Below are 20,975 nucleotides of genomic sequence, written 5' to 3'. Positions count from 1 at the left end.
TCAGATCAGGTCCGCAAACCCGCCAAATTGACCGCGTTTGAAAATCAGGCCCTTTCCGGTGCGGTACATTACAGTCTCGACCTCGCCGACAAGGATCAGATGGTCACCGGCTTCATGGCTCGCGTGGAGTTGGCAATCAAATCGGGCAAGGCAATTCGCAAGCCGGGGGCGACCTGCGTGGTCTTTTTCCCATTGCGCATGCGAGAAATCGTTTCCGTCCCGGGCGAATTTTAGGGCCTGATCCTGCTGCTCTTGGGCCATCACGTGGATCGAATAGTGTTGGCAGGCGTTGAACGCGTGGAAACGGTTTGAATCCTTGGCCAAACACCACAGAACCAAAGGCGGGTCCAATGATACGGACGAAAAAGAATTCACTGTTATTGCGCGCGGCCCCAGATCCGTCGTTGTTGTGACGACCGTGACACCGGTACCGAAACAGCCCAAGGCCTCGCGGAACGCGATGCTTTGATCTGGGGTCGGGGTAAAAGTCTTTTCGGTCATCGCGCGCTCGTTCTGTGGCCGCGCCTCAGGTGCCACGGACTGTTGGAATTGTCCACGAAAAGCTGTGTCGAAATCTGAGATTTTCCAGATCAGTTCAGGTCTTCCAGCAGACGACCATGCTGACGGGTCGCTTCGACCACGGCACCAAAGGTATTCATCCCGCGGGCCTGCAACATCGGAAGCATCTTGACCAGAGTTTCAGCGGTCGCAACAGCATCGCCCAAGGCGGTATGGCGCAGCTCATGGGGAATGACGATGTCCAACCTTTCGCATAGCGCATCCAGTGTGTGCTTGTCGCTGGCACCGAACAGGACCGCAGAAAGAAGAACAGTGTCCAGTATTGGGTGATCCCATTCCACTTCCATCTTGGGGGCGTGACGCCGCAGGAAGGCCATGTCGAAGGGGGCGTTATGTGCGACGATAACAGCGTCGCGGGCGAATTGGTGGAATATGCGACCTGCCTCGGCGATATCAGGCGCGCCTGCGACCATGCTGTCTGTCACCTTGTGAACCTTGGTCGACGCGGCAGGGATTGGCATACCTGGATCCACCAGCATGTCCAGTTGCTCACCGTCCACGATCCGGCCGTTGATGACCCGAACCGCGCCGATCTGAACGATCTCATCCTTGTGCGGCAGCAGTCCCGTTGTCTCGGTGTCAAACACGACAAAGCACAAATCCCGCAGTTCGAGCTCTTCAAAGGCCTGATTGGCCGCGGAATTCAGCAACGCGAAGTCATAAACCAATGGCCGTGCCGCGTCGGGTGCGATACTGGTCGCGCTGTCTTCGAGGATCAGCATATAGCCCGGCGCGTCGCCCAGTGGTTTCATGCGGGTCGAATATGTCTGAGTACCGTCAAGGCTGGTCAGGGTGCATTGCACCTCAAGTCCCGACGCAGACAGTTTTTTGTACGCTTGTTCCAGCGGCCCATGCTGAAAGTATTCAAACAGGGATGCGTTCAGACGAGGGTGAGAGATTTGCGCAAGGACGCCAGCCGCCTGTCCGTCATACAAAACGATTTTATGCGTCGGACTAGCCAACAACATCGCCACCGGTATGTCGGTCAGAAGTGCCGTGAGCCGTTCTTTTTCAGCCGCCAGATTGGCGGTTTCTGCCGCGATCGCTTCGGCGACATCCATCGTCTTTTCTGAAAGCTGATCGGCCAGTCCCGCCGCTGCGGGTGCAAGATCACCCAAATACTTTGCAGCCTGCATGTCCATATCGCTCTGAACCCCTGCATGCGCTCTTGCGCGCAGTTCGGCTGAGAGACGCTCGATCGGCTTGGCAACGTTGTCGTCAAACAGCAGCCAAACACCTACAATTAGGGCCAGCAGACCAAACGCTGTAATGATCTCGGCAAATACGAAGGCATCCAACAGGGCAGGGTTTGAAACTCGCTTGTAGCTGATCCACAACGAGATCGAGCTGACGGCCAAGCCGCCCACCGCCAACAGGCAAAAAAACAGAAAAATCCGTAGGCGAAGGCTTAACTGAGTCAGCATGTTACACTCCGCAAGTTGCCTCGATTATCGGGTCTTCAGCACCCAGCGCCAACCAGTCGGCGTTCAACAGGCGACCATCGTCCCCGAATTCGGCGCCGTCGGCCAGATTGGCGCGGCTATTTGCGGCGCAATCAACTGCGACAGGCAGCTTTGAGACCGGAGACCAACGTCCAAAGAAATACATGTCCACAAGCCGTTGCTCGGGGACCTGATCATTGGTGCGAACAGATACTGTGTCGACCGCAGCAAACCGGTTCACAAATGGGATCGCATAGGTCCAGGGGCGGTAGAATGCTTTGCTTTCAACCTCCTGCACGATCTCCATCCCCTCGGGCAGAGTGTCGACCGTGCGGCCGTACCACGAGTATTCGCTGGTAATCGTCATCGCGATCATGCCTAGCCCGGCCCCTACCGGGGCGGCCCATTTTGGCAGCCGACCGCCAGTGATTTTGTTTACCAGCATGACCACGCCGGCAAATGCGATGCCTGCAAAGATGGTGCCAATCAGCTCTAGGAACATTGTATTTCTCCGAACTTCCCGGGGCTTACCCCAGCATCCCTTTACCGTGACCTACCGCGGATTGCATCGTTTTTACCACGACAAAAGCATCGCGTAGATGACTTCGCTCAAAGTCGGATAAATCGGATGGTGGCAGGAAATTGTCGGGTTTTTTGTTGTCTTTTGCCAGTCGTACCTGATGCTCGAGCCTTGTTTCCGCGATCAGATCATAGGCATCCAAAAGGTCGCGCGCACCCGATGGGCTAAGGATACCCGCCGCACCAGCGGCCCGCAGGCGCGCCCTTGTGTTAGCCTCGGTCAGTTTACCCTGCAGGCTGTAAATCCGCGCCAGATCCACGACGGGAACAACTCCGTTATGCTTTAGATCCAGCGTGTTACGATGCTCTCCTGACCGAATGGTTGCAAAGCCGCGCAACAGGCCAAGCGGCGGCGTGTGTTTCAGGGAATTCGAAATCATGTGCGCAACAAAGATCGAATTTGCGCGTGCCGCTTCCAGCGTGTCGGCTTGCAGGTCGTCGAACAAATGAAAGGCACCGCCGATCGGGCGTAGATCGAACATGACCGACGCCAGCATTTGCGCCTCGGGGTCGGGTTTGGCGATCCAGCTTCGGAAATAGTCCCGCCAGATCCGGAGCGGCTGACACCAGCGTGGATTGGTCGCCATCATGTCGCCGGGGCAATAGAAATACCCGCAAGTGTCCAATCCGTCCGACACGAACTTTGCCAGTGAATGAAAATACGGCATGTCCGCATCCGACACGCTATCGTCCAGCATCAGGCAGTTGTCCTGATCCGAAACGCCGGTCTGTTCCTGTCGCCCCTGAGAGCCACAGGCCAGCCACAAATAAGGAACTGGGGGCGGGCCGAGTTTTTCTTCGGCTAAGGCCAACAGTCGCCGCGTCGCCGTATCCGCGATGTCCGTTATCAGACGGGTTACAATTTCATGCCGGTTTCCAGCGGCGACCAATTGCACCAAAAGCTGTGGGATTTCGGCAGTGACCGTCGCCATCTGCTGCGCTGTCTGCGCATTTGCGATCCGCCGGACCAACTCGGCCGAGTTGACGGCCTGATAGTGGGTCAGGTCGGTTTGCGTGACGATTCCGACCAGACGGCCCCCTTCGGATATTGGGATGTGGCCTATCCCGCGTTCCATCATGATATGCAGAACATCCGACCCAATGTCTGTTGGTGACAGAGTGATCGGGTCTGCGGTCATGATGGCTGAAATGGGCGTATCAGTTGGCAACCCATCGGCCACGAATTTACCCGAGATATCGCGCAGTGTTGCGATGCCTTGCAGCGCGCCGTTTTCGGTGACGCAAAGCGATGAGATATGTTTGTCCCGCATCAGCCTTGCAGCGTCTTGCACCAGAGTGTCAGGCGGGCAGGTGGCGGGGTTGTGGGCCATCAGAACGTCAATGGAACTGGTCGCCAGACTCTGCGGTCCCGAGCGTGCATCCCGGGTGCGGTTGAAGAATTTGGAAACGACTTGATGACCGTCGATAAGATCGCGCACCAGATCAGGCGGCAGAACCAACAGCACTGATGGAGTGTGCGCCCTGGCTTTGGTGGTCGCTTTTCCGTCTTTCAGAAGACCACGTTCGCCAAAGGAATTGCGCAGACCCAGCTGAGAGACAACGGCGTCGTTCTCATCCTTGATTTCGACTTGGCCTTCGTAAATTACGAAAACGCCGGGCAGGGTATGCCCCAGTTCGTAGACAGGGAAATCCTCTTCGACCTCCCACACCTCAATTTGTCGCGCGACCGTGTCCAGTACATCTGCAGGTAATGCGTCATAGGGGTGTACGGACTTCAGAAACCGGATGATCTCGTCATGGGACAGGGGCATGGGCTACTCTTTAGGCTCCGCTAGAAAAATCCCGCCCGGTGGTGTGCCGGGCGGGAGTAGTCAGTCGAAAGACGCGGCCTTTTGCAAGTGCGCTTTGGGCCGCATCATGTCTCAGTGATCCTGAGCTGCGCCCGCGCCACGGGGAATGCGGATGCTTTCGACCATTTCCTTGATCTCCTGCGGGGTCTCTTTGGTCATGCCTGCAACAACGTAGGCAGTCGCAAAGTTGACCATCGCACCGATCGCACCGAACGAGGTCGACTTGATCGGACCCAGCAGTGGGTCAGCATCTGTGAACGAGTTGGTGCCCGGAATGAACAGCCAGCCCTTGTGCAGGAAGATGTAGACCAGTGTGACGACCAGACCAGCCAGCATACCTGCTACCGCGCCGGTGTTGTTGATGCGGGTCGAGAAGATACCCATCATCAGCGCCGGGAAGATCGAGGCAGCCGCCAGACCGAAGGCCAGAGCAACCGTCTGCGCCGCGAAGCCCGGAGGATTCAGACCCAGATATGTTGCCACAACGATGGCTACAGCCATTGCGACACGTGCTGACATCAGTTCGCCTTTTTCCGAGATGTTCGGATTGATAGCGCCCTTGATCAGGTCGTGGGATACAGCCGACGAGATCGCCAGCAACAGACCCGCAGCGGTCGACAGAGCGGCCGCAAGACCACCAGCAGCGACCAGACCGATCACCCAACCCGGCAGGTTGGCGATTTCGGGGTTAGCCAGAACCAGGATGTCACGGTTGAACTTGGTCAGCTCGTTACCAACCCAGCCTTTTTCCTCGGCAAGTGCCTGCATGTCGGCGTTTGCGTCGTTGTAGTACTGGATTTTGCCGTCGCCATTCTTGTCTTCCCAGTCCAGCAGACCGGTTTTCTGCCAAGTGGCCATCCAGTCATACCGAGCGTCATTGTCGATCTGTTCAACCGAAACAGCGCCACCTTCGATGCCACCATTGGGCCACATCATGTCGGTGATGTTCAGGCGAGCCATTGCACCAACAGCAGGAGCGGTCAGGTACAGCAGAGCGATGAACACCAGCGCCCAGCCAGCCGACCAGCGTGCGTCAGCCACTTTGGGAACGGTGAAGAAGCGCATGATGACGTGGGGCAGACCCGCAGTACCGATCATCAGCGACAAGGTGAACAGCACCATGTTCAGCGTGTTCGAGTGGTGGGCGGTATAGTCGTTAAAGCCCAGCTCGGTCACGATGGCATCCAGCTTGGTCAGCAGAGGCTCACCGCTGGCGGTGTCACCAAACAGACCCAGCGCCGGAACAGGAGTGCCGGTCAGCTGCAGCGAGATGAAGATCGCAGGGATGGTGTAGGCGGTGATCAGAACGCAGTACTGAGCGACCTGAGTGTATGTAACGCCTTTCATCCCGCCGAACACCGCGTATGCGAACACGACTGCGGCACCGATCAGCAGACCCGAGGTGTTGGAAACCTCAAGGAAGCGGCCAAAGGCAACGCCAACGCCGGTCATCTGACCGATAACGTAGGTCACCGACGCAACGATCAGACAGATAACCGCCACGATACGGGCTGTCTGGCTGTAGAAACGGTCGCCGATGAATTCCGAGACGGTGAATTTGCCGAACTTACGCAGGTAAGGTGCAAGCAGCAGCGCCAGCAGCACGTAGCCACCGGTCCAACCCATCAGGAAGGTCGAGTTGTCATAGCCGGTAAAGGCAATCAGGCCCGCCATCGAAATGAACGAGGCCGCAGACATCCAGTCTGCCGCTGTCGCCATACCGTTGGTGACCGGGTGAACGCCGCGACCGGCGGCGTAGAACTCCGATGTGGAACCCGCACGGGCCCAGATCGCGATGCCGATGTATAGCGCAAAGGACGCGCCAACAAACAGCAGGTTGATGGTAAACTGGTCCATGGGGCTTATTCCTCCTCAACGCCGTATTCAGCGTCCAGCTTGTTCATGCGCCAGGCGTAGTTGAAGATCAGCACCAGAAAGACCAGGATTGATCCCTGCTGAGCGAACCAAAAGCCCAGATCGGTACCGCCAACGGCGATTCCCGACAGCAACGGACGCAGCAGAATGCCGAATCCAAAAGACACCACCGCCCAGATGACAAGGCTGATGTAGATAAGGCGCAGGTTGGCCTGCCAATAGCCCTTGTCGGACTCTGCAGCCTGCGCGGAGTTTGTGGTTTGATCCGCCATTGCGGGTTCCTCCTTCGCTACCTCGATGGCGGCCTGATGCCCAACTCCTCCAGCGCGTTAGGCCGCATCTCGAATGTGCCAAACGCCCCCGTGACGTCAGGCAAAACTTCTCTGGTCCGCCAAGGCGGGTCCGTTGAAGTATTCTGTTTTAGGATCAAAGCCCGGTTCGGGCTTATCTCCTCCCCTTAGTTCATGACCTCGCGTACCAGACCCTGAAGGTCGGTTGCGATGTCATCTATCTGACCCATGGCGTCGATGCCTTTCAGCACGCCCTGAGCCCGGTAGTAGTCAATCAGTGGTGCCGTCTGCGCGTGGTACGCGGTCAGACGGGAAGCAACGGTTTCAGCGTTGTCATCAGCGCGGCGCTTGAACTCGGTGTTGCCGCACTTGTCACACTCGCCTTCTTTCACCGGCTTCTTGAATGTGTCGTGATAGCCTTCTCCGCAACCGGCGCAGGTGTAGCGACCCGAGATGCGGATCACCATTTCCTCGTCCTGAACTTCAAGACTGATTGCAGCGTTGATCTTTTGGTTTGACGTGGCCAGCAATCCGTCCAGCGCCTCGGCCTGAACCGTGGTGCGGGGGAAGCCGTCAAGAATAACTCCCTTGTGGCAATCCGCTTGCGCCATGCGGTCACGCAAAATGGCAATGACGATCTCATCGCTGACCAGATCGCCGGCTTCCATCACGGCCTTGGCGGCTTTACCCGCCTCGGTGCCTGCAGCAACGGCCTCGCGCAGCAAGTCGCCGGTGCTGAGTTGAACCAGGCCGAATTTTTCTTCCAACATGCGAGCCTGGGTTCCCTTACCGGCGCCCGGAGGGCCGAGAAGGATCAGAACAGCGGGGGTGGTGAGAGTAGCAGCGTCCATCACGTCCTCACTTGTTCGCACGGTTTTCGATCAGGTCTTCGACAACCGACGGATCCGCCAGTGTCGAGGTGTCGCCCAGCGATCCAAAATCGTTCTCGGCGATCTTGCGCAGGATACGGCGCATGATTTTACCCGAACGTGTCTTTGGCAAACCTGGCGACCACTGGATGACATCGGGTGATGCAATCGGGCCAATTTCTGTCCGGACCCATGTGCGTAGCTCTTTGAGCAACTCGTCGCTTGGGGTCTGATCGTTCATCAGCGTCACGTAGCAATAGATGCCCTGACCTTTGATTTCGTGTGGATAACCAACCACGGCGGCCTCGGCCACTGCAGCGTGGGCAACCAGTGCGCTTTCCACTTCGGCCGTGCCCATGCGGTGACCCGAAACGTTGATCACATCGTCCACTCGGCCCGTGATCCAGTAATCGCCATCTTCGTCGCGGCGGCAGCCGTCGCCAGTGAAGTAATAGCCTTTGTAATCCGAGAAATAGGTCTTTTCGAACCGTTCATGATCGCCCCAGACGGTGCGCATCTGACCGGGCCAACTGTCTTTGATGCACAAAACACCTTCGACGCCGTTACCTTCGATCTCGACACCTGATTGTGGGTCCAGAACAACGGGTTGAACGCCAAAGAAAGGCTTCATGGCCGAACCGGGCTTGGTTGCGTGGGCGCCGGGCAGGGGGGTCATCATATGACCGCCGGTTTCCGTCTGCCACCACGTGTCTACAATCGGGCATTTGCCCTTGCCGACAACGTCATTGTACCAATTCCACGCTTCGGGGTTAATCGGCTCACCGACTGTACCCAAAAGGCGCAGGTCGCTGAGATCGTGCTTTTCAACCCATTCGTTACCTTGCCCCATCAGGGCGCGGATCGCGGTCGGAGCGGTGTAGAATTGATTCACCTTGTGCTTTGCGCACACTTCCCAGAAGCGACCTGCATCAGGGAATGTTGGAACACCTTCGAACATCAGTGTGGTTGCACCGTTAGCCAGCGGCCCGTAAACGATATAGCTGTGGCCCGTGACCCATCCGACGTCGGCGGTGCACCAATAGATATCACCCTCGTGGTAATCGAACACCACTTCATGCGTCAGCGATGCGTAAACCAGATAGCCGCCGGTCGTATGCACCACGCCTTTGGGCTGGCCGGTGGAACCCGATGTGTAAAGAATGAACAGCGGATCTTCGGCGTTCATCTCGGCAGGTGCGCAATAATCGTCTGCTTCCAGTGCCATTTCGTTGTAGTCGAAATCGCGACCGTCAATCCATGTGGTCTGACCGCCGGTGCGCTTAACAACAAGGCATTTGACCGTGTCCTTGCAGTGCAGTAGCGCGGCATCGGCGTTTGATTTCAGCGGTGTTTTACGACCCCCACGCGGCGCTTCGTCCGCGGTGATGACGACTTTTGCGTCACAGCCGTTAATCCGTGCTGCAAGCGCGTCAGGAGAGAACCCGGCAAATACGATCGAATGAATTGCCCCGATCCGTGCACAAGCGAGCATCGCATAAGCGGCTTCGGGGATCATCGGCAGGTAGATGACAACGCGATCACCCTTACGAACACCCATCGACTCGAGGATGTTTGCCATGCGGCAGGTGCGGCGGTGCAACTCGGCATAAGTGATGTGCTGGGCTTCTTCGTTTGGATCATCGGGTTCAAAAATGATCGCAGTTTGATCGCCGCGTTTTTCCAGGTGGCGATCCAGACAGTTGGCAGAAACGTTCAGCGTGCCGTCGGCAAACCAATTGATCCCAACCGAACCAAAGTTGTAATCGACGTCCTTGACCTGGGAGTAGGGCTTAATCCAGTCGATACGTTTACCCTGTTCACCCCAGAAGGCATCAGGATCATTAACGGAGGCCGCGTACATCTCGTCGTACTTGCTGGCGTCGACATGGGCGCGTGCAACAGTGTCTGCGGATGGCTGATAAGCTTTGGCATCTGCCTGGGCAGCGGTTGTCATTCTGAGGCTCCTCCCTCTGGACTAAAATTCACGCGGTCGATGTTGCCTGCACATCGGGCAATGTCGACCCGCTTCCTCCCCATACCGAATAATACGGAGAACTGAAAACAAGGAAATAAATTACCGAAAACTAAAGATTAGTTTGTAAAAAAATTTTTCTCATTTTTGTGAAAGTGAAAAATTTTTGTAAATACGAAGTGAAACTATAAACAAATACAATGATATAATTGTAACGGCGTTTGGGTGACAAATGCACCGGGATAGAGCTTGCCAAAAGACATCTAGAATACACCTTTTGGTTGTTAGCGCATGACAGTTTCCCCAAGTACTGCTTCAGAAGTTTTCCCAGGGCTTGGCACATATGGATGTTGGCGCTAGCTTTGACGTCAAGCGTCTCGGCAAGGGGGCGCATCAAAGGGAGAAATCAAGATGAAAAAGATGTTGAGCGGTGCCGCTGTCGCCGCCTTGACCGTTGCATTCGTGTCCGAGGCCGCGGCGACTGAATGGAGCGCCTCTGTCTGGGGCAAGCGCCGGGCCTTTACAGAACATGTTGAGAAGCTGGCCGAGCTGGTGAGCGAAAAGACCGGCGGCGAGTTCACGATCAATGTCAGCTACGGTGGACTGTCCAAGCCGCGCGAAAATCTGGATGGTATCGAGATCGGTGCTTTTGAAATGGCCCAGTTCTGTGCCGGGTATCACCGCGATAAGAATCGCGCCATCACCGTGCTGGAACTGCCGTTTCTGGGCGTGAACAACCTTGAAGAGGAGGTTGCCGTCAGCCACGCAGTTTACGATCACCCTGCGGTCAAGGACGAGATGGCGCAGTGGAACGCCAAGATCATCATGACCTCGCCGATGCCGCAATATAACCTTGTAGGCACAGGTGATCCGCGTGCGACGCTGGCAGACTTTGACGGAATGCGCGTCCGCGCGACCGGCGGTCTGGGACAGGCATTCGAGGCCGTCGGTGGCGTTCCGACATCGGTTCCCGCGACCGAAGCGTTTAACGCAATGGAATCCGGTGTGGTAGACACCGTCGCCTTTGCTCAGCATGCGCATTTGTCATTCGGAACAATCAACGAAGCCGATTGGTGGACGGCGAACCTGAACCCCGGCACGGTGAATTGCCCGGTCGTGGTGAATATCGACGCCTATGAGGCGTTGCCTGCAGAACACCGCGAAGCGCTGGAAAGCTCTATCGACGAGGCGATTGACCACTACCTGACGAACTATGGTGGCCTGTTAGAGCAATGGGATGGCGTTCTTAGTGAGAAGGGCGTCGTGAAAGTAAGCTTCGACGATGCGGTGATCGAAGAATTCCGCGTCAAGGCCGCTGACCCGATCCGTGAAAAATGGATTGCCGATATGTCTGCGCAGGGGCTTCCGGCACAGGACTTGTATGATCTTGTTCAGTCCACGCTGAAACAACAGCGCGGCGGCAACTGATCAACGGCTCCGAGCGCTCCAATGGGCGCTCGGGCAACTTTAAAGAAAATAGGGGATCACCGGAATGGCAGGACAGGCCACGGTGCTTGAGGATGACAGCCGTCTCAGCCGGCTGGACCATCAACTTTTGCGACTGGAACGTTTTCTGGCTTTGATCAGCGGGATTGCAGTGTTCGGGCTGATGGTGCTGGCTGTGGTCTCGGTAAGCGGCAGGAACGCCCTGAACGCACCTCTGCCGGGTTACGTGGATTGGATCGAGCAGGCTATGCCGCTGATCGCGTTTCTGGGAATCTCCTATGTTCAGCGTGATGGCGGGCACATTCGGATGGACATCGTCATATCGCGCCTGAACGGCAGGGCACTCTGGCTGTTCGAGCTCATCTCGGTGTTTCTTATCCTTGTACTGATGTTGGCGTTGGTCTGGGGAAGCTGGTCCCATTTCGATCGGTCCTTCGATTTTGGCGCGCCACTTTGGAGCCGAGATAGCTCGATTGATATCGGCATCCCACTCTGGCCCGCCAAACTTTTGGCGCCGGTCGCATTCTCGGTTCTGTGTTTGCGGCTTGTTCTGCAGATCTGGGGCTATGGGCGGGCGTTTGTTCTGGGACTTGAAAGCCCGGTTGCGGTGCCTCTGATACAGGATGTCGCTGCGCAGGCCGCCGCCGAGGCCGAACAGTTCGAAGGGCAGGACTAGCAGATGGACACTATTGATATTGGCGTCTGGGTCACCGGGGGACTGCTGGTTTTGGTCGTCACAGGTATGAGGGTCGCGTTCGCCGCGGGCCTCGCCGGTCTGCTCGGGCTGGTCTGGATCTTTTGGGCTAAGTTCGGATACGACCCCGACCGCTTTGGCAAAGCCGTGACGGTAGCGGTTAAAACCGCAGGGCAGGTTCCACACTCGAAGGTGGCCGCACATACGTTAAGCCTGATCCCCACGTTTATTCTCATCGGATATCTTGCGTATTACGCTGGCCTGACCAGAGCTCTTTTCGAGGCCGCAAAACGCTGGGTCGCATGGGTGCCCGGGGGGCTGGCGGTTTCGACTGTCTTTGCAACGGCAGGCTTTGCGGCTGTGTCTGGCGCGTCTGTTGCTACGTCCGCTGTCTTTGCCCGGATCGCAATTCCGGAAATGCTGAAGGTCGGCTATAACAAACAGTTCGCTGCAGGCGTCGTGGCCGCGGGCGGTACGCTGGCTTCACTGATTCCACCCTCGGCGATCCTCGTCATCTATGCGATTATCGTCGAACAGGATGTGGGCAAGCTGCTGCTGGCCGGATTTATTCCCGGGGCGTTTTCGGCGGTCGTCTACGGATTGCTGATCGTCGGGATTGCGGTGATCTTCAAATCCGTCGGACCACCGGTTACGGGATTTACCTGGAAAGAACGCTTCTCTTCATTGCCCGGAGCGTTTCCTATTGTCGCTGTCATTCTGATCATCATCTGCTTTGTCTATAATCCTTTCGGCGAAAAAGCTTGGGGCACACCGACCGAAGGGGGCGCGATTGGCGCGTTTATTGTCTTCTGTTTCGCGCTGTTCCACGGTATGCGCTGGAAAGAGCTGAAATCAGCTTTGCTTGAGACCGCCAAGCTGACCGCAATGATCTTTTCGATCATCTGGGGCGTCTTGATCTACGTTCGGTTTCTTGGCTTCGCTGATCTGCCCGGAGCCTTTTCTGACTGGATCACGTCTTTGCAGATGTCGCCGATGTTGATTCTGATCTGCATCCTGCTGGCCTATGCCGTGCTGGGAATGTTCATGGATGCAATCGGAATGCTGCTGCTGACGCTACCGGTCGTTTATCCAGCCGTAATGGCGCTCAATGGCGGCGAAACGGTCAGCGCCGCCGAAAGCGCCTTTGGAATGTCCGGACCCATGTGCGCAATCTGGTTCGGGATACTCGTCGTTAAAATGGCCGAGTTTTGTCTGATCACCCCCCCGATAGGCCTGAATTGCTTTGTTGTCGCGGGTGTCCGTCCGGACCTCAGCGTTCAGGACGTCTTTAAAGGTGTGACACCGTTCTTCGTCGCGGATGCAGTGACGATTGCACTGCTGGTCGCCTTCCCGGGGATTGTTCTCTACCTCCCGTCACTGGCGGGATAGCGAAAAAAACGGAAAACGTTTGAGCGGTGAAACAAGAGGCTAAAAATCCGCCTCTTCATCTGGCTAAAAATATCCCGGGGGAGGCGCCCGAAAGGGCGACGGGGGCAGAGCCCCCACCTTATCCCGCCCGCATGAGCATGCCGAACAGGTCCCGAGGATCATCGGGGTCGGCCAACATATCCAACGGTTCATAGAAATCCGTGCCTTCGATCGCTGTCTGAATAAACCGCAAGGCTGAAAAGTCTTCGATCGCAAAACCCACACTGTCGAACAGGGTAATCTGGCGGTCATCGCGGCGACCTTCGGCTTGCCCAGTCATAACCTGCCAAATTTCCGTGACAGGATGATCTGGTTCCAGAGCCTGAATCTCACCCTCAACCCGCGTCTGATCGGGATATTCGACAAAGATGTCGGATCGCAAAAGGATGTCTCGGTGTAGCTCGGTTTTCCCCGGACAATCGCCGCCAATGGCATTTATGTGGACCCCGGGGCCGACCATGTTATCCGTTAAAATGGTAGCGTATTTCTTGTCGGCCGTGCAGGTGGTGATGATCTGCGCGCCTTCGATTGCGTCTTCGGGCGTCTTGCACAGAACAACAGTCAGGCCCGAGTTTTTCAGATTTGCCGCGCATTTCTCGGTGGCGTTGGTATCCGTATCATACAGCCGCACCGTATTGATCCCGCACATTGCCTTGAAGGCCAGGCACTGAAACTCGGACTGTGCGCCATTCCCAATCATTGCCATCGTGGTCGCGGATTTAGGCGCAAGATAGCGACCCACCAAAGCCGAGGTCGCCGCCGTACGTAGTGCCGTCAGCAAAGTCATCTCGGTCAGCAACGTTGGGTACCCGGTATAAACGTCCGCAAGCAGCCCAAAGGCGGTAACGGTTTGCAACCCTTCCGAGGTGTTTTTCGGATGACCGTTTACGTATTTGAAGCCGTATGCCTCACCGTCGGATGTCGGCATCAGCTCAATAACGCCGTGCGGCGAGTGGGCTGGGATGCGCGGGGTTTTGTCAAAGTTTTCCCACCGTTTGAAATCCTGTTCGATTTGTTCGGCGATCCGGCTGATCATTCGTTCGAGCCCGATGAGATGGACAAGCCGCATCATGTTATCGACGGAAACGAACGGCACGAGGGCCTTGTCAGACGGTTGTGTCATCAGAAACTCCGAGTCGGGCGATCGAAAATGCGACGCCCCATCAAAGAGGCAGCCAGATCGACCATCAGTTTTGCGGTCCGGCCGCGTTCATCAAGAAAGGGGTTCAATTCGACAAGATCGAGCGAGCACACAACTCCGCTTTCGTGGAGCAGTTCCATCACAAGATGCGCTTCGCGCTCTGTCGCGCCCCCTGGAACCGTAGTACCGACTGCGGGCGCTATCGATGGGTCCAGAAAGTCTACATCCAGTGACACATGCAAGATGCCGTTTTCGGCGCGGACACGATCCAGGAATGCAAGCAGGGGGGCCTTGATGCCATGCTCGTCAATGCTGCGCATATCGGCCAACATGGCATGGTCTTCTTCAAGCCGTGCGCGTTCGGCGGGATCGACAGATCGCAGGCCGATCATTCCTACTCGGTCCGTGGGGATAGGGGCCTTCACTGGTGGAAAACTATCAAAACCCCTTTGTCCGGTGAAATACGCAACCGGCGTTCCGTGCAGGTTGCCGCTTGCGGTGCTGTCAGGCGTATGAAAGTCGCTATGGGCGTCCAGCCAAAGGACGAATAACGGGCGCCCGAGCCTTTGTGCGTGTTCAGCCATTCCGGCCACGGTTCCCATAGACAGGGCATGATCGCCGCCCATAAAGATCGGCAAGCCCTTGGGGGCAGCATCCTGCGCTGCGCGGTTCAGGGCCTGGGTCCAGCCAACACATTCAGGAAGGGCAAAAAGATGCTCGTGTTCGTCGATGTCCGTTACATCGGCTGTGATGTTGCCCATGTCCAAAACTGAATGGCCCAAGTCGACAAGCGCTTCTTTAAGCCCGGCGACACGATATGCATCGGGACCCATTCGGCATCCTTGTCGACGTTTGCCGGCATCCATTGGCGATCCGACCAAAATTACATTCATATTTTCCATATGCTTATTTAATCATTCGGAACGGGTTGCGAAAAGATATCAAATTGCTCAAAAAGAATTTTGATAAATCAATTTGGAAAGTCACTATGGACGAATTGGATAACAGGCTGCTCAGCGCATTGCATCGCGACGCGCGGGCGTCCTTGTCAGAGCTGGCGGAAACGCTTGGTGTAACACGAACCACCGTCCGCAGCCGGTTGCAACGCCTGAAACAATCAGGCGAGATCGTAGGTTTCACGGTGCTGACGCGCCAGGACGTGGCGCAAAGCCCGGTTCGCGGATTGATGATGTTGGAAATCGAAGGGCGCGGTACTGAACGCACGATGTCGCGTATTGCGGCCATGCCTCAGGTTCGGGCGGTGCATTCAACCAATGGCAGTTGGGACCTGATTGCTGAGATCGGCACCGAGACGTTGGCCGAACTGGACGAAATTCTGTTTCAGATCCGCCGTATGGAAGGAATAACCCGGTCCGAAACCAATTTGCTGCTATCGACGCGCAAGGGTCGTGTATGAATGCCGTAGCGCTTTGAGGTTCAAGGAAATTGTGCAACAGTACGCTTGCGCGTTTCCATCCACGAGCAGCAAAAAACCCAGGGGCAGGGAAGACATATGACCGATCAGGGAACTGGCGAAGACCTTTGGGCCGTTCGGTTGGCGGAAAGAGTAACCGGATTTCTTGAACGCCCTTGGGTCCGAGTAATCATCCCCGTCCTCGTAATGCTGGTCGCGCTGACTGTCCTGCACGAACTGTCGTCGCACGTAAAATGGGCAGATGTTCAAACGGATGTCGCGAACACCTCATGGAAATTGATGTTTTTCGCGGTGTGCTGGACTGCAGTTAGCTTTTTCTCGTTGTCTCTATACGATGTTTTCGCCGTCCAGAGTGTTGCGGACGGCGAAGTGCCATTGCCGGTTGCGGGCATGGCAGGGGCCTGTGGCTATGCTGTGTCCAATTGCCTTGGGTTCTCCTACATCACCGGGACTGCGATCCGTTATCGGATTTATGCGTCGCTCGGGCTGGACCTAGGTCGCGTTGCAGGTGTTATTGCGACCTCGTGGATCGCGTTCTGGTCGGGGATGGTGTTGCTATTGGGTTGCCTTCTGACCCTGCATCCCGACGGGATTTCCAAAATTGTTCCTATCAGTGACACGGCCGAAACCATCATTGGCTTGTGTCTTCTGACAGCACTGGCCGCTTTGTTTTTGTGGCTTGCAAAGGGCGGTCGGCGCTTGGCCTATGGTGGTGTGGGTTTCAACCTGCCAGGGGGTAAGCTGGCAGGTTTGCTGACTTTGGCCGCATTGGGCGATTTGTTCGGGGCGTCCATGACGCTGTACATCTTGATGCCCGACGATTTGGGGGTGGGGTATCCCTATTTCTTCACCGTTTACATTGCCGCCATTGCGGTTGGTATCCTTAGTCATGCGCCGGGCGGAATTGGCGCGTTCGAGGCTACTCTGATCGCGGGCCTTGGGGCGTCTGGCCGGTCAGATGTGATTGCCGCACTGCTGCTATACAGACTGGTTTACACCTTCCTGCCATTTGCAATCGCGAGCTTATCCATCGCGGTAGCCTCTGCTTTGTCGCATCGTCACCACATCACGGGCGCAGCAACATGGGTGTACCGCGTCATTCGACCAGTCGTTCCGATGGTCGCGGCCGGTGTCGCTGCCGTTGCTGGCGTTATCCTGTTGGTATCAGGAGCCCTGCCAGCCAGTAGTCAGAGCCTTGGTGTCCTTAGAAACGTCTTACCGCTGTCTTTTGTAGAAGCTTCTCACCTTGCAGGCAGTGCCATCGGCGTCTTGCTCATCCTTGTATCGCGCGGATTGTTTCGAAAACTCTACCGCGCGTGGATCGTGGCGATGATGTTGATGGTGGCGGGTTTCGTCGCGTCGTTGGCCAAAGGTCTCGACACACACGAAGCGATCAGCATGTTGGCCACCATTGCGATCCTGGCCACATTCAGGGACGCGTTCTACCGCGTGAGCGGAGCGTCTATTTTTCGGTTGAACATCCCGTGGCTGTTGAGCGTTTTTGCCTTGCTTGCGGTGATCTTCTGGATCGGTTTGTTCGCCTATTCACACGTCGAATACCAAAATGCCCTGTGGTGGGATTTCGCGTGGGACGGAGACGCCTCACGCTTCTTACGGTCCAGTCTCGTGGTTGCTGTCATTCTGGGTGTGGTTGCTGTCACTTCTCTGTTCGGGCGCGAGATCCCTGAACCGGTTCGGACCGAGATTCCCGCTGTGGTCGAACGCCTGGTGATGGAAAGTGAAGACACGGAATCCCAAATCTCCCTGACGGGTGACAAACAATTCTTGATCTCACCGGATGAGACGGCGTTTTTGGCTTATGCCGATACAGGCAACGCGCTGATCACCAAGGGCGAACCGGTCGGCGATGAAAAGGCCGGCCAACAGTTGATATGGCAGTTGCGGGAAATGGCGGATCGCGAGGGGAAACTGTGTGCGTTTTACAGCGTGTCGACCAAGTACTTGCCAACCTTTTTGGATCTTGGCTTGTCAATCCTTAAAATAGGTGAGGTTGCGCGCGTCCCTCTCGAAGGGTTTTCTCTGGACGGAAAGTCGCGCAAGCGGTTTCGGCAGGCCAAAAACCGGGCCGAGCGCGAAGGCTTTGTATTCGAAATCATCCCGAAAGAAGAATTGGCCCCGGTTTTACCTAAACTGCGTCAGATTTCAGATGATTGGTTGGCGCAAAAAGCAGGGGCCGAAAAGGGTTTCGCCCTTGGCGGTTTTGACGAACAATACCTATCCTATTTTGACCATGCTGTTCTAAGGAATGGTGAAACGGGGCAGATCCATGCCTTTGCCAACCTGTTCCAAGGTGGTCACAAGTCGGAATTGTCGTTGGACTTGATGCGTTATGAGCCCGACAGCCCGAGTTTTGTAATGGATGCCCTGTTCGCCGAGATGATGTCTTGGGGGGCGGAACAGGGGTTTCACTGGTTCTCGCTAGGCGCTGCGCCTTTTTCTGGGATCGAAAGCAGGCAACTGGCGTCCTTTTGGAACCGGGTCGGCGGCTTCGTTTACGAGCATGGCGAACAGTTCTATCACTTCGAAGGGCTGAGATCCTTCAAACAGAAGTTCGACCCGGAATGGAGCCCCAACTATCTGGCAAGCCCCGGTGGTCTGGCCGCGCCCCGCATTTTGTACGAGGTGAACATCTTGATCTCGGGCGGTCTGAGCGGCCTGACAAAGTAGCGCTTAGTTCAGGCTTGCCCGCGTTGGATCTTGCTGCAACAAGTCACCCCAATCCGTGCGGTACGCCATTTCAGCCAGAACGGTTTCAGGCAGGAATTCTTGATTCTGGCGGATCTGCCAGCCGCCGCCAAGGCCCTTGTAGACGGACACCAGATTGCTTGAAACCTGTTGGCGGGCTTGGATGAGGTTCGCCTGTGACTGCAGCAGGGCAGTCTGAGTATTGAGAATACGAGAGTAGCTGACAATGCCGTCCCGGTACTGATCCACCGCAATTTCTGAGGCCTTGCGCGAAGCGGCAACGCTGTTTTCGTAAAATCCGACCTGTTTTCGTGCCTGCACATAGGCAACCATCGCGCTTTCAACCTCGGAATAGGCGGTCAGAACGGTGTTCTGGTAATTGGCAATCAGCGCCTGATAAGCCGCATCCTGCGCGCGCACGTTGTTCTTGATGCGCCCATAATTGAGTACGTTCCATACAACCCCTGCGCTGGCCAACCCGGTGGTGCTGTTACCACTGAAGAGGTCCCGCCCGCCCGAGGCTTGCAAGCCAATCGAGCCGGACAAGATGAACTGCGGGTAGAGGTCCGCCAACGCAATTCCGACCTGAGCGGACTGCGTGGCCGCAGCCAGTTCGGCGGCGCGTACATCGGGGCGGCGACGCAATAGCTCGGCCGGGACACCCACGGCCACGTTCGAGCGCGCCGATGGAATGCGGCCCGAATCCCCCAGCAGGCTCGTCATACGAGAAGGCGTTGTGCCCAACAGCACGGCCAGCGCGTTTTTGGATTGCTGAAGATCGCTTTCCAGCTCCGGAACTTTGGCCTTGGTATTATTCAACAGTGCCTTGGATTCCTGCACGTCGAGCTCGGTCGTTACCCCGTTGTCGAACCGCAACTGAGTCAAATCGGCAGATGCCTGTTGCAGCCCAATGTTTTCCCGCGCGACCCCCAAGGATTCCTGAAGGGCACGAATGTTTACGTATATCGCGGCGACGTCGCCCGTCAGGGTCACCAACGCGTCGTCGTAATTCGCCACTTGGAGCGCCAGGTTGGACCGCGCTGCCTGTACGCCGCGACGCTGCTGGCCCCAGAGGTCTAACTCCCATTGGGCGTCAAACCCTACCTGCGAGGTTGAGAATTCGGTATCCAGCGCGACGATCTCGTTGATGTCGGCTATTGGCCCAAGGTTTTCGCTGATCTGTCGACGCTCGATCGAGCCACCGACGGCTTGCGATTGTGGGTACAATTCTCCAAAGGCAATACCCAACTGTGCGCGGGCCTGCAGCACCCGTGATCCTGCCACTTGTAAGTCAAGGTTCTGGGCGTATGCCTCAGCGATCAGTTTGTTCAGGGTGGGATCGTTGAAGGTTTCCCACCATCTAACCACGGGCGCGCTACGTGACGTCAAACCGCTGGATCCGGCGGATGGGCTATTCACCTCAATCCACTCTTTCACAACGGGCGAGTTGGGGCGCACAAAGTCCGGACCGACCGGAGCGCAGCCAGCCAAAAGCGCAACGCTCAGAGTTGTGCCCAAGATCGTGCCGTATAGTTTTGCCCGTTTCATGCTGCGCGTCCTCAGATATCCAGTGGTCGGATGAAGTTGGCAAACGAGTACAGGCGGATATTGATGCGCCGCAGGAACTCGAAACTTTTCCCCTGACCTGTATAGATTGCCACGGCGGCATGCCCACCCGCCGGCAGGGTATGGCCGTCGGGCAAATCGACAGAAATCTGAACGGCGATCCGACCGGGCAGCCGGGGTAGTTCAAAGCCGGGCAGGCGGCCGGACGGCAGGTATTGGCCCTGTCGCGTCGCCCACCAAATCGCCTCGACCTTGCCGGTCAGGATTTCACCGGGGTAGAGGTCCAGCGCAACCTCAACGTCTTGTCCGGGCTCCACGAATTTAAGGTTTTGCTGTCGGTACGTTGCCAGAATATAAGGATTGTCTTTCGTGACAAAGCTGGCGATTGCACCCAGACGCAGGTCACCGACAACCAGACCGGGGCGGGCCTGCTGTGAAACGATCATGCCGTCCTCGGGCGCATAAATCGTTGTGTTATCGAGGTAATATTGCGCTTTTTCAAGTTGTGCCTGGGCCTGAAGGATACCGGTGTTCACGCCGTCGATTTGCGATGCCTGCGCCAGTTCAGCCTTTTCCAGATTGGCCTGAGCTTCCTTGATCTTGGCTTGATCCTCGGTGACTTGTTCGTTCCAACGGTCAAGTTCATCCTGTCGTGCGCCACCAGCTGGTACCAGATTTTCATACCGCGTTTGCTGCGTTAGCGCATAGGCCAGCTGAGCATTGGCGCGCTCAACAGCTTCGCCCGCGGCTATGACGTCTTGCTCAAGAATTTTTGCGTTTTGCTGGGCCGCTACAAGCTGAGCGTTGGCTTCCTGAACCTCAAGCGCAAAGATCGTGTCGTCGAAACGATACAACGGCTCACCCTTTTTGACTTGGGTGTTGGGTGTGACCAGTACCTCGGTCAACAGAGTGGGGCCGGTCAGACGCGGTACAATCTGAATTGTTGACCGCACGACATGACTGTCCAGCGAAAACGGCTGAAAAAACCGAAGTGCAACAAGAAAGATCAGCAATAGATGTGCGCCGACCCAGAATGAGACGATACCCCATGCAATGTTGAACTTCAGCCATTGCAGTTTGAAGAAAATGAGCCAGACAAAGATGAGGTAAAAAAGCGTAATACCGAGGGCGACAAACATATT

At 56.3% G+C, this 20,975-nt stretch carries 17 protein-coding genes; 5 read left to right on the top strand and 12 right to left on the bottom strand.

Translation table 11 applies throughout. The annotated features are described in order from the left end of the window. The 8 genes from ACR0DG_RS10350 to acs form a co-directional block, all read right to left on the bottom strand. Entirely contained in the window at positions 1–501 is a 501-nt protein-coding gene (locus ACR0DG_RS10350; protein WP_480697548.1) for a flavin reductase family protein, read from the bottom strand. 89 nt (positions 502–590) lie between these two features. Further along, entirely contained in the window at positions 591–2,003 is a 1,413-nt protein-coding gene (locus ACR0DG_RS10345) for a 3'-5' exonuclease (protein ID WP_480697546.1), read from the bottom strand. A 1-nt stretch (position 2,004) separates the two neighbouring features. Beyond that, complete coding sequence (locus ACR0DG_RS10340) at positions 2,005–2,523, bottom strand: hypothetical protein (RefSeq protein WP_480697544.1); 519 nt, start codon at positions 2,521–2,523, stop codon at positions 2,005–2,007. A 25-nt stretch (positions 2,524–2,548) separates the two neighbouring features. Beyond that, positions 2,549–4,372: a DUF294 nucleotidyltransferase-like domain-containing protein gene (locus ACR0DG_RS10335; protein ID WP_480697542.1), complete on the bottom strand. Its 1,824-nt coding sequence runs from the start codon at positions 4,370–4,372 to the stop codon at positions 2,549–2,551. Between the two features lie 111 nt (positions 4,373–4,483). Further along, the gene (locus tag ACR0DG_RS10330) at positions 4,484–6,268 is read right to left on the bottom strand and encodes a sodium:solute symporter family protein (RefSeq protein WP_480697541.1); all 1,785 of its coding nucleotides are present in this window, start codon (positions 6,266–6,268) and stop codon (positions 4,484–4,486) included. 5 nt (positions 6,269–6,273) lie between these two features. Then, complete coding sequence (locus ACR0DG_RS10325) at positions 6,274–6,558, bottom strand: DUF4212 domain-containing protein (protein WP_480697539.1); 285 nt, start codon at positions 6,556–6,558, stop codon at positions 6,274–6,276. Positions 6,559–6,743: 185 nt separating this feature from the next. Beyond that, entirely contained in the window at positions 6,744–7,427 is a 684-nt protein-coding gene (locus tag ACR0DG_RS10320) for an adenylate kinase (RefSeq protein WP_480697537.1), read from the bottom strand. Between the two features lie 7 nt (positions 7,428–7,434). Further along, on the bottom strand, positions 7,435–9,399 hold the full coding sequence (acs, locus tag ACR0DG_RS10315) for an acetate--CoA ligase (protein ID WP_480697535.1): 1,965 nt from the start codon (positions 9,397–9,399) through the stop codon (positions 7,435–7,437). Positions 9,400–9,828: 429 nt separating this feature from the next. On the opposite strand from acs, the gene ACR0DG_RS10310 reads away from it, so the two are divergent. The 3 genes from ACR0DG_RS10310 (at position 9,829) to ACR0DG_RS10300 (ending at position 12,946) form a co-directional block, all read left to right on the top strand. After that, entirely contained in the window at positions 9,829–10,845 is a 1,017-nt protein-coding gene (locus tag ACR0DG_RS10310; protein ID WP_480697534.1) for a C4-dicarboxylate TRAP transporter substrate-binding protein, read from the top strand. A 64-nt stretch (positions 10,846–10,909) separates the two neighbouring features. Beyond that, complete coding sequence (locus ACR0DG_RS10305; protein WP_480697532.1) at positions 10,910–11,539, top strand: TRAP transporter small permease subunit; 630 nt, start codon at positions 10,910–10,912, stop codon at positions 11,537–11,539. Between the two features lie 3 nt (positions 11,540–11,542). Beyond that, a complete protein-coding gene (locus ACR0DG_RS10300) occupies positions 11,543–12,946 on the top strand; it encodes a TRAP transporter large permease (protein WP_480697530.1) in 1,404 nt (467 codons plus the stop codon). 118 nt (positions 12,947–13,064) lie between these two features. Here ACR0DG_RS10300 and ACR0DG_RS10295 read toward each other — a convergent pair whose 3' ends face one another. Together ACR0DG_RS10295 and rocF are read right to left on the bottom strand one after the other, a co-directional pair. Next, entirely contained in the window at positions 13,065–14,108 is a 1,044-nt protein-coding gene (locus tag ACR0DG_RS10295; RefSeq protein WP_480697528.1) for an ornithine cyclodeaminase, read from the bottom strand. Continuing rightward, positions 14,108–15,028 carry an arginase gene (gene rocF / locus ACR0DG_RS10290; RefSeq protein WP_480697526.1) on the bottom strand — a complete coding sequence of 307 codons (921 nt, stop codon included), beginning with the start codon at positions 15,026–15,028 and terminating at the stop codon, positions 14,108–14,110. The genes ACR0DG_RS10295 and rocF overlap by 1 nt, the downstream gene beginning before the upstream one ends. Positions 15,029–15,114: 86 nt before the next feature. Here rocF and ACR0DG_RS10285 point away from each other — a divergent pair, with 86 nt between their 5' ends. Next, positions 15,115–15,543, top strand: a complete 429-nt coding sequence (locus tag ACR0DG_RS10285; protein ID WP_480697524.1) for an Lrp/AsnC family transcriptional regulator — start codon at positions 15,115–15,117, stop codon at positions 15,541–15,543. 96 nt (positions 15,544–15,639) lie between these two features. After that, positions 15,640–18,249 (top strand): bifunctional lysylphosphatidylglycerol flippase/synthetase MprF, encoded by a 2,610-nt coding sequence (gene mprF, locus ACR0DG_RS10280; protein ID WP_480697522.1) that lies wholly within the window; start codon positions 15,640–15,642, stop codon positions 18,247–18,249. A 3-nt stretch (positions 18,250–18,252) separates the two neighbouring features. On the opposite strand, the gene ACR0DG_RS10275 is transcribed toward mprF, so the two are convergent. Beyond that, positions 18,253–19,815, bottom strand: a complete 1,563-nt coding sequence (locus tag ACR0DG_RS10275; protein ID WP_480697520.1) for an efflux transporter outer membrane subunit — start codon at positions 19,813–19,815, stop codon at positions 18,253–18,255. Positions 19,816–19,826: 11 nt separating this feature from the next. After that, entirely contained in the window at positions 19,827–20,972 is a 1,146-nt protein-coding gene (locus tag ACR0DG_RS10270; RefSeq protein ID WP_480697518.1) for an HlyD family secretion protein, read from the bottom strand. Between the last annotated feature and the right edge of the window lie 3 nt (positions 20,973–20,975).

The organism is Ruegeria sp. BG8, assembly GCF_056538325.1.
This window is presented reverse-complemented; position numbering and strand designations above follow the sequence as displayed.

Bases quoted from the DNA above. Each gene is read 5' to 3' on its own strand.
- ACR0DG_RS10350 (WP_480697548.1), bottom strand. From the start codon at position 501: ATGACCGAAAAGACTTTTACCCCGACCCCAGATCAAAGCATCGCGTTC.
- ACR0DG_RS10345 (WP_480697546.1), bottom strand. From the start codon at position 2,003: ATGCTGACTCAGTTAAGCCTTCGCCTACGGATTTTTCTGTTTTTTTGC.
- ACR0DG_RS10340 (WP_480697544.1), bottom strand. From the start codon at position 2,523: ATGTTCCTAGAGCTGATTGGCACCATCTTTGCAGGCATCGCATTTGCC.
- ACR0DG_RS10335 (WP_480697542.1), bottom strand. From the start codon at position 4,372: ATGCCCCTGTCCCATGACGAGATCATCCGGTTTCTGAAGTCCGTACAC.
- ACR0DG_RS10330 (WP_480697541.1), bottom strand. From the start codon at position 6,268: ATGGACCAGTTTACCATCAACCTGCTGTTTGTTGGCGCGTCCTTTGCG.
- ACR0DG_RS10325 (WP_480697539.1), bottom strand. From the start codon at position 6,558: ATGGCGGATCAAACCACAAACTCCGCGCAGGCTGCAGAGTCCGACAAG.
- ACR0DG_RS10320 (WP_480697537.1), bottom strand. From the start codon at position 7,427: ATGGACGCTGCTACTCTCACCACCCCCGCTGTTCTGATCCTTCTCGGC.
- acs (WP_480697535.1), bottom strand. From the start codon at position 9,399: ATGACAACCGCTGCCCAGGCAGATGCCAAAGCTTATCAGCCATCCGCA.
- ACR0DG_RS10310 (WP_480697534.1), top strand. From the start codon at position 9,829: ATGAAAAAGATGTTGAGCGGTGCCGCTGTCGCCGCCTTGACCGTTGCA.
- ACR0DG_RS10305 (WP_480697532.1), top strand. From the start codon at position 10,910: ATGGCAGGACAGGCCACGGTGCTTGAGGATGACAGCCGTCTCAGCCGG.
- ACR0DG_RS10300 (WP_480697530.1), top strand. From the start codon at position 11,543: ATGGACACTATTGATATTGGCGTCTGGGTCACCGGGGGACTGCTGGTT.
- ACR0DG_RS10295 (WP_480697528.1), bottom strand. From the start codon at position 14,108: ATGACACAACCGTCTGACAAGGCCCTCGTGCCGTTCGTTTCCGTCGAT.
- rocF (WP_480697526.1), bottom strand. From the start codon at position 15,028: ATGGAAAATATGAATGTAATTTTGGTCGGATCGCCAATGGATGCCGGC.
- ACR0DG_RS10285 (WP_480697524.1), top strand. From the start codon at position 15,115: ATGGACGAATTGGATAACAGGCTGCTCAGCGCATTGCATCGCGACGCG.
- mprF (WP_480697522.1), top strand. From the start codon at position 15,640: ATGACCGATCAGGGAACTGGCGAAGACCTTTGGGCCGTTCGGTTGGCG.
- ACR0DG_RS10275 (WP_480697520.1), bottom strand. From the start codon at position 19,815: ATGAAACGGGCAAAACTATACGGCACGATCTTGGGCACAACTCTGAGC.
- ACR0DG_RS10270 (WP_480697518.1), bottom strand. From the start codon at position 20,972: ATGTTTGTCGCCCTCGGTATTACGCTTTTTTACCTCATCTTTGTCTGG.